This is a genomic window from Hydrogenophaga sp. (genome assembly GCF_035481345.1).
GTDB lineage: Bacteria > Pseudomonadota > Gammaproteobacteria > Burkholderiales > Burkholderiaceae_C > Hydrogenophaga.
The window spans coordinates 57,208-63,696 of the sequence record NZ_DATIGV010000107.1; the positions used below are offsets into that span (position 1 = coordinate 57,208).

7 protein-coding genes are annotated in these 6,489 nt (G+C 70.7%); 3 read left to right on the plus strand and 4 right to left on the minus strand.

Translation table 11 applies throughout. The annotated features are described in order from the left end of the window. Window positions 1-22 precede the first annotated feature (22 nt). Both VLG41_RS12135 and VLG41_RS12140 read left to right on the plus strand, forming a co-directional pair. On the plus strand, window positions 23-697 hold the full coding sequence (locus tag VLG41_RS12135) for a helix-turn-helix transcriptional regulator (protein WP_325349662.1): 675 nt from the start codon (window positions 23-25) through the stop codon (window positions 695-697). After that, on the plus strand, window positions 694-1,260 hold the full coding sequence (locus VLG41_RS12140) for a DUF6036 family nucleotidyltransferase (protein ID WP_325349663.1): 567 nt from the start codon (window positions 694-696) through the stop codon (window positions 1,258-1,260). The genes VLG41_RS12135 and VLG41_RS12140 overlap by 4 nt, the downstream gene beginning before the upstream one ends. On the opposite strand, the gene VLG41_RS12145 is transcribed toward VLG41_RS12140, so the two are convergent. From VLG41_RS12145 to VLG41_RS12160, 4 genes are read right to left on the minus strand one after another with little or no spacing between them, the layout of a single operon-like run. Beyond that, window positions 1,261-2,871: a DHA2 family efflux MFS transporter permease subunit gene (locus tag VLG41_RS12145; RefSeq protein WP_325349664.1), complete on the minus strand. Its 1,611-nt coding sequence runs from the start codon at window positions 2,869-2,871 to the stop codon at window positions 1,261-1,263. A gap of 2 nt (window positions 2,872-2,873) precedes the next feature. Continuing rightward, on the minus strand, window positions 2,874-4,094 hold the full coding sequence (locus VLG41_RS12150) for an efflux RND transporter periplasmic adaptor subunit (protein WP_325349665.1): 1,221 nt from the start codon (window positions 4,092-4,094) through the stop codon (window positions 2,874-2,876). Between the two features lie 19 nt (window positions 4,095-4,113). Next, window positions 4,114-5,607, minus strand: coding sequence for an efflux transporter outer membrane subunit (locus VLG41_RS12155; RefSeq protein ID WP_325349666.1), 1,494 nt, complete (start codon window positions 5,605-5,607; stop codon window positions 4,114-4,116). Beyond that, window positions 5,604-6,092 carry a MarR family transcriptional regulator gene (locus tag VLG41_RS12160; RefSeq protein WP_325349667.1) on the minus strand — a complete coding sequence of 163 codons (489 nt, stop codon included), beginning with the start codon at window positions 6,090-6,092 and terminating at the stop codon, window positions 5,604-5,606. Before VLG41_RS12160 ends, VLG41_RS12155 begins: the two co-directional genes overlap by 4 nt. 122 nt (window positions 6,093-6,214) lie before the next feature. Here VLG41_RS12160 and VLG41_RS12165 point away from each other — a divergent pair. Further along, window positions 6,215-6,489: FAD-dependent oxidoreductase (locus VLG41_RS12165; RefSeq protein ID WP_325349668.1), on the plus strand; the 275-nt coding region annotated here is incomplete at its 3' end.

Consider the following 6,489-nt stretch of genomic DNA (forward strand, 5'->3'; position numbering starts at 1 on the left):
GCTTGTCTAGAATTATGGGCAAATGAACTTGCCCGATTCCGCCCCTGTCCTCGAGCGCCAGTTGCTTCTGCAACTCGGCGACAGGCTCAAGCGCCTGCGCAAGGCGCAAGGCCTGGGCACGGTGGAGATGGCGCGGCGCGCCGACATGTCCCGGACTACGCTGGCCGCCGTCGAGGCCGGCGACCCTGGGCCGTCGATCGGGACCTATCTGCGGGTCATGTCCGTGTTGGGTGTGAGCGGTGAACTGGCGCTGCTGGCTGGCGACACCTTGCAACCCGCGCCCGCGGGGTCCGCCGCCGCCCGGTCTCGCCGGGGGCGGCCTGTCGTGCAGCTGTTGGTCTCAGCCGACGAGTCCCGCCACCGCGTTCAGGACCTTCAAAGCTTGGCGTTGCATGAGGAAGCCGTGCGGCTCGTTCGCACGGATGAGGCCTTGCTGCGACGGGCACGGGACACACTGGCGCGCTGGCTGAGTGCGGGGCAATCGCGCTCCACCAGTCTGTGGCGAGAGTGGGATGACATCCTGGCCCATGGCAAGTGGCGAAAGGTGCTCGGCCGGACCCGGCGGGCACAGGAACTTCGCCAGGCCTCGCCTTTGGTTACTGTGTTGCCGGACGATGTCCGCCAAGGCATCCTCGACCAGGTGAGCGCTCTCAGGAAGGGCATCGTGCTGGGTGACACCGGAGAGCAAGCGCCATGACCCGTGACGAACTCGAACACATCATCCGCGCCAGCGGCGACGTGACGGACCAGTACGAGTTCATCATCGTCGGCAGCCAGTCGATCCTGGGTCCGGTCCCCCACCCGGAAGCGGTCTTCACCATGTCGGCAGAGGCGGACATCTATCCGCTGAATGCACCCGAACTTGCCGAGCGGATCGAAGGCGTGCTGGGCGAAGGCTCGCGCTTCCATGAAATGAACGGCTATTACGCACAAGGCGTGGGTCCGGAGACAGCGGTCCTGCCCGCCGGCTGGATGAGTCGGGTGCATCGCGTGCAGAGCGCCGCCACCAACCATCGGGTGGGTTACTGCCTGGCGGTGGTCGATCTCTTCCTGTCCAAGGCCGTGGCTTCGCGGGAGAAGGACCGCGAGTTCTGCATGGCGCTGCTGGAGCACGGTCACGTGAGCGCGGCCGACGCTCTGGCGCTGGTGGACACGATGCCTCTGGATGGGGATCAGCGGCGCAGGCTGATGGCGAGCGTCCGCCGCTGGGTGAGGGCCCTGCGCGACGCCGGGCATACCCTGCCCGACCCGCCCGCCTGACTAGTGCGCCCCCGCCGCCGCCTCCGCCGCGGCCGCCTGCGAGGCCGCGTCCCGCTTGGGCACGCGCGTGAGCCAGACCAGCGGGATCAGCGCCAGGAACAGCATCGATGACAGCCAGAAGATGTCGTTGGCGGCCAGGGTGAAGGCCTGTTGCTGCAGCAGACGGTCAATGGCCGCCAGCGATTGCGTGGACCCCATGCCGTTGCCCGCCAGGCCGGCCAGCGCGGCCTGTGCCGCCGGACTGCCGTTGTTGATGGCCTCGGACAGGTGGGCGTGGTGCAGGGCGGCCCGGCTTTCCCAGACGGTGGTGGCGACCGAGGTGCCGACCGCGCCGAAGGTGATGCGAACGAAGTTGGACAGGCCCGCGGCCGCCGGGATGCGGTCGGGCGGCAGGCCCGAGAGCGTGAGCGTGTTGAGCGGAACGAAGAAGAAGGCCACCGCCACGCCCTGGATGATGGTGGGGATGAGGATGGTGTTGAAGTCCGCCTGCGTGGAGAAGTGCGAGCGCATGAGCATCACCAGCGCGAACACGCCGAAGGAGAAGGTGACGTAGCGGCGCGGGTCCACCCGGCCCACCGTGCGGCCCACGAGGGGCGAGAGCACGATGGCCAGCAGGCCCACGGGCGCGGTGACCATGCCGGCGTCGGTGGCGGTGTAGCCCATGAACTGCTGCAGCCACAGGGGCAGCAGCACCACGTTGCCGAAGAACAGGCCGTAGGCGATGGAAGTGCCCACGGTGCCGGCCCAGAAGTTGCGCCCCTTGAACAGCGTGAGGTCCACCACGGGGTGTTTGTCGGTGAGTTCCCAGGCCAGGAAGAAGGCGAAGCCGACGATGGCCGTGACGGCCAGGCCCACGATCAGGGGCGAGGCGAACCAGTCGTGTTCCTTGCCCAGGTCCAGCACCATCTGCAGCGCCGCGATCCACACGATCAGCAGGGCCAGGCCGATGCGGTCGATGGGCAGCTTGCGGATCACGCTTTCGCGCGGGTGGTAGATGCGCCAGATGAAGAAGGCCGCGAGCAGGCCCACCGGCACGTTGATGTAGAAGATCCAGGGCCAGTCGATGTTGTCGGTGATCCAGCCGCCCAGCAGCGGGCCCATCACCGGCGCCACCAGCGTGGTCATGGCCCAGGCGGCCATGGCGCGCCCGGCCTGTTCGCGCGGATAGCTCTGCAGCAGCAGGCTTTGCGACAGCGGGATCATGGGCCCGGCCACGAAGCCTTGCAGCACGCGAAAGGCAATGAGCATGGGCATGTTCGTCGCCAGGCCGCACAGCAGCGAGGCCAGCACGAACAGCAGCACGCTGCCCACCATCAGCCGCACCTGACCCAGGCGCTGCGTGAGCCAGCCCGTGAGCGGCACCGCGATGGCATTGGCCACCGCGAAGCTGGTGATGACCCAGGTGCCCTGGTTGGGGCTGACGCCCAGGTCGCCCGCGATGGCGGGCAGGGACACGTTGGCGATGGACGTGTCCAGCACGTTCATGAAGGTGGCGGCCGAGATGGCGAGCGTGCCCCACAGGCGCGCGCTGCCTTGCAGCGGCGGGTGCGCGCCCGGGGACGCGGCCGGCTTCGGTGGCGCGCCGGCGTCGGCGGTGGCGGTGGCGGCCATGCTCAGAGCGCGCGGTGGGCGACGCGGGTGGCGCCGAGGTTGGCCTGGATGATGCGCTGGACCAGGGCCTCGGCGTCGGCGCCCACGTGTTCGAAGGCCTGCGTGCTGGCGTGCGCGGCGGTGGGCGCGCTGGCCAGGGACTTGCCGTCCTGCTGGCGCACGTTCACGGTGGCTTCCATCGACAGGCCCACGCGCAGCGGGTGCTCGTCGAGCTGACCGGGGTCGAGCGCGATGCGCACGGGCACGCGCTGCACCACCTTGATCCAGTTGCCGGTGGCGTTCTGCGCCGGCAGCAGCGCGAAGGTGGAGCCCGTGCCGACGCCCAGGCCCACCACCTGGCCGGTGTAGCGCACGTCCTTGCCATAGACGTCGGCCGTGAGTTCGACGGGCTGGCCCAGGCGGATGTGGCGCAGTTGCCCTTCCTTGAAGTTCGCGTCCACCCACACCTGCTTGAGCGGCACCACGGCCATCAGCGGCGTGCCGGCGGCCACGCGCTGGCCCAGTTGCACGGTGCGCTTGGCGACGTGGCCGTCCACCGGCGCGGGCAGGGTGAGGCGCTGCGTGGCGAGCCAGGCCTCACGCACCTTGGTGGCGGCGGTCTGCACCTGCGGGTGCTGCTCGACCGAGGTGTCCTCGGTCATGGCGCGGTTGCTGGCGAGCTGCTCGCGCGACGCGGCCAGCGCGGCCTCGGCGGCCGCCTGCACGCTGCGCGCGGCGGTGAGCTGGGCCTCGGCGTGCTGCAGCTCTTCTTTCGACACGGCGCCATTGCCCGCCAGCGACTGGCGGCGGTTGAGGTCGTCGCTGGCGCGCGCGACCTCGTTGCGGGCCTTGGCCACGTCGGCCTGGCGCGCCGCCACCTGGGCGTCGAACGCACCGTTGTCGGCGTAGAGCTTGCGCACCTGGCGCACGGTCTGCGCGAGCTGGGCCTCGGCCTGTTCGAGCGCGAGCGTGGCGTCGGCGGGGTCGAGCCGCACCAGCGGCTGGCCCGCCTTCACGAAGTCGGTCTCGTCGGCCAGGATGGCCTGCACCGTGCCGCCGATCTGCGGCGTGATCTGCACCACGTCGCCCTGGACGTAGGCGTTGTCGGTGGTTTCGTAGTGGCTGGCGACCAGCCATTCGTAGGCGCCGAAGGCCAGGCCGCCGAGCGCCACCAGGGAGGCGATGGCGAGCAGGGCTTTTTTGCGGGGGGTGCCGTGGGGGGCGGGGGTGGCGGAGGTGCTCATGGTGAGGGGGGCGTTGGGTTCAGGGGCGTTCGGCGACGGTGCGTGTGGGGATCGCCGCATGGGCGGCATGGGTGTCGGTGGCGCCAGCGGTGTCGCGCCAGCCGCCGCCCAGGGCCTGGGCCAGGTTCACTTGCGCCTGCAGGGCGCGCGTGCGCAGGTCCACGTCGAGCCGGCGCTGGGCCAGCACGGCGGTTTCGGCGGAGAGCAGTTGCAGGTGGTTGGACAGGCCCGCGCGGTAGCGCTGCTCGGCGATGGCATAGGCCGATTCGGCCGACTGCAGCGCCTGCTGTTGCTGCGCGCGCTGCAGCGCGACGGAGCGGGCGGAGGCGAGCTGGTCGGCCACCTCGTGCACGGCGTCGATCACGGCGGCGTTGTAGCTCTCGACGGCGGCGTCCAGGTCCGCGTTCTTGCCGCTCAGGTTGGCGCGCAGGCGCCCGCCGTCGAAGATGGGCAGGCGCACGGCGGGGCCGATGCCCCACTGCTTCGCGCCGCTGGTGAGCAGCTCGTCGAGCCCGATGCTGGACAGGCCCACGTAGGCCACCAGGTTGAGGTTGGGATAGAACTGCGCGCGCGCATTCGCCACCTCGCCGCGCGAGGCCTCCACGCGCCAGCGCGCGGCGGCGATGTCGGCGCGCCGGCCCAGCAGGTCGGTGGGCAGGGCCTGGGGTTCGGGCAGCGGGCGCAGGCCGGCCAGGCGCGGTGCCTGGGGCGCGGGGTCTTGCGTGGGCTGGCCGACCAGCGCGGCCAGGGCGTGGCGCGTGAGCGCGATCTGTTCGTTGATGGCCTCGATCTGCTGGCGCGCCTCGGGCACGGCGCCTTCGCTCTGGCGCTGCTCCAGCACGCCGTCCAGGCCGGCGGACACGCGCTGGTTCACCAGGTCGAGCATGCCCTGGCGCTGATCGAGCGCGCGCTGCGCGAGGTCGCGCTGCTCCTGCAGGCGCGCGAGCTGCACGTAGCCGCGCACCACGTTCGTGGCCAGCAGGGTGCGCGCGGCGGCGGCCTCGGCCTGCGCGGCCTGGGCGCTGCCCAGGGCGGCGTCGAGCGCGGCGCGGTGGCGGCCGAAGAAGTCGATCTCCCACGAGCCGTTGAGCTGCAGCGTGGCGGTGTCCTGGATGCTGCCGGCCAGCGGCGCGGGGACCATGCCCTTGCCGGTGAAGCGCTGGTGCGTGGCGTCGAACTGGCCATTGAGTTGCGGGCCGCTCGCGGCGTCCACGCCGTCGGCGGCGGCCAGGGCGCGGGCCACGCGCGCCTGCGCCACGCGCAGGTTCGGGCTGCCTTGCAGGGCCTGTTCCACCAGCTGATCGAGCTGGGCATCGCCCAGCGCGCGCCACCACTGCGGCTCGACGGGCGCGACCTCGGCAGCGGCCTGCGATTCGCTCAGGCCGAGCGAGGCGGCGTCGCGCAACCGGGCGTTGGAGGGGGCGACGCCTTCGGTGCTGGCACAGCCGGCGACCAACAGGGCGGCGGCCACGGGCGCGAGCAGCCACAGGCCGCGGGAGGATGAGCTGTTCATGCGCGCGGCTCCTTGGCGGCGGCCAGGGCTTTTGCGCTGCCGAGCATGCGGCGCAGCAGGGACTTGAGCGTGTCGAACTCCTCCTGCGAGAAGTCCTGGAGCAGCTCGTTCTGCACCTTGCACAGCACGGCGGGAATGTGCTGCGCGGTGCCGCGGCCTTCGGGCGTGAGTTCCAGGTTCACGACGCGGCGGTCCTGCGCGGAGCGCGCGCGCTGGATGAAGCCCTTTTCCTCCAGCCGGTCGATCATGCGGGTGGTGGCCCCAGCGTCGGTGCGGCACTCGCGCGCCAGCTCGGTGGAGGTGCTCGCCAGATTCAGGTGCAGCTTGAGCAGCGGCATCCACTGCGCCTCGGTCAGGCCCAGGGGCGCCAGTTCGCGGTCCACCTGGCCGGCCATGGCGGACATGATTTCGCGCATGAGGCGGCCGATGGACTCATCGGGCTTGAGGGTGTCCGGGTGATAGAAAACCGGGGGTTCGTTTTTCATGATGGGAAAGAATTTAAATGCCTAGGCAATTATTGTCAAGGCACTAAATCACGACCCGCCCGATCGGGGCGGGTGCGACGATTGCTGTTGGCCCGGATCGGTCCACTGTCGAGGAGATGCCCATGTCCATCGAGACCTTCGATGCGATCGTCGTTGGCGCCGGCCAGGCCGGCCCGGCTATTGCCGAGCGCTGCAGCCGCGAGGGCCTGCGCACCGCCGTCATCGAGCGCGCCGACTTCGGCGGCACCTGCGTGAACAACGGCTGCATCCCCACCAAGACGCTGGTGGCCAGCGCGCGCGCCATCCACCTGGCGCGGCGCGGCGAGGAGTTCGGCTTCACGAGCACCCGCTTGCGCGTGGACTTCGCGCGGGTGATGGCGCGCAAGGACGCGGTGGT

Coding starts and splice junctions, on each gene's coding strand:
- VLG41_RS12135 (WP_325349662.1), top strand. CDS start 23: ATGAACTTGCCCGATTCCGCCCCTGTCCTCGAGCGCCAGTTGCTTCTG.
- VLG41_RS12140 (WP_325349663.1), top strand. CDS start 694: ATGACCCGTGACGAACTCGAACACATCATCCGCGCCAGCGGCGACGTG.
- VLG41_RS12145 (WP_325349664.1), bottom strand. CDS start 2,871: ATGGCCGCCACCGCCACCGCCGACGCCGGCGCGCCACCGAAGCCGGCC.
- VLG41_RS12150 (WP_325349665.1), bottom strand. CDS start 4,094: ATGAGCACCTCCGCCACCCCCGCCCCCCACGGCACCCCCCGCAAAAAA.
- VLG41_RS12155 (WP_325349666.1), bottom strand. CDS start 5,607: ATGAACAGCTCATCCTCCCGCGGCCTGTGGCTGCTCGCGCCCGTGGCC.
- VLG41_RS12160 (WP_325349667.1), bottom strand. CDS start 6,092: ATGAAAAACGAACCCCCGGTTTTCTATCACCCGGACACCCTCAAGCCC.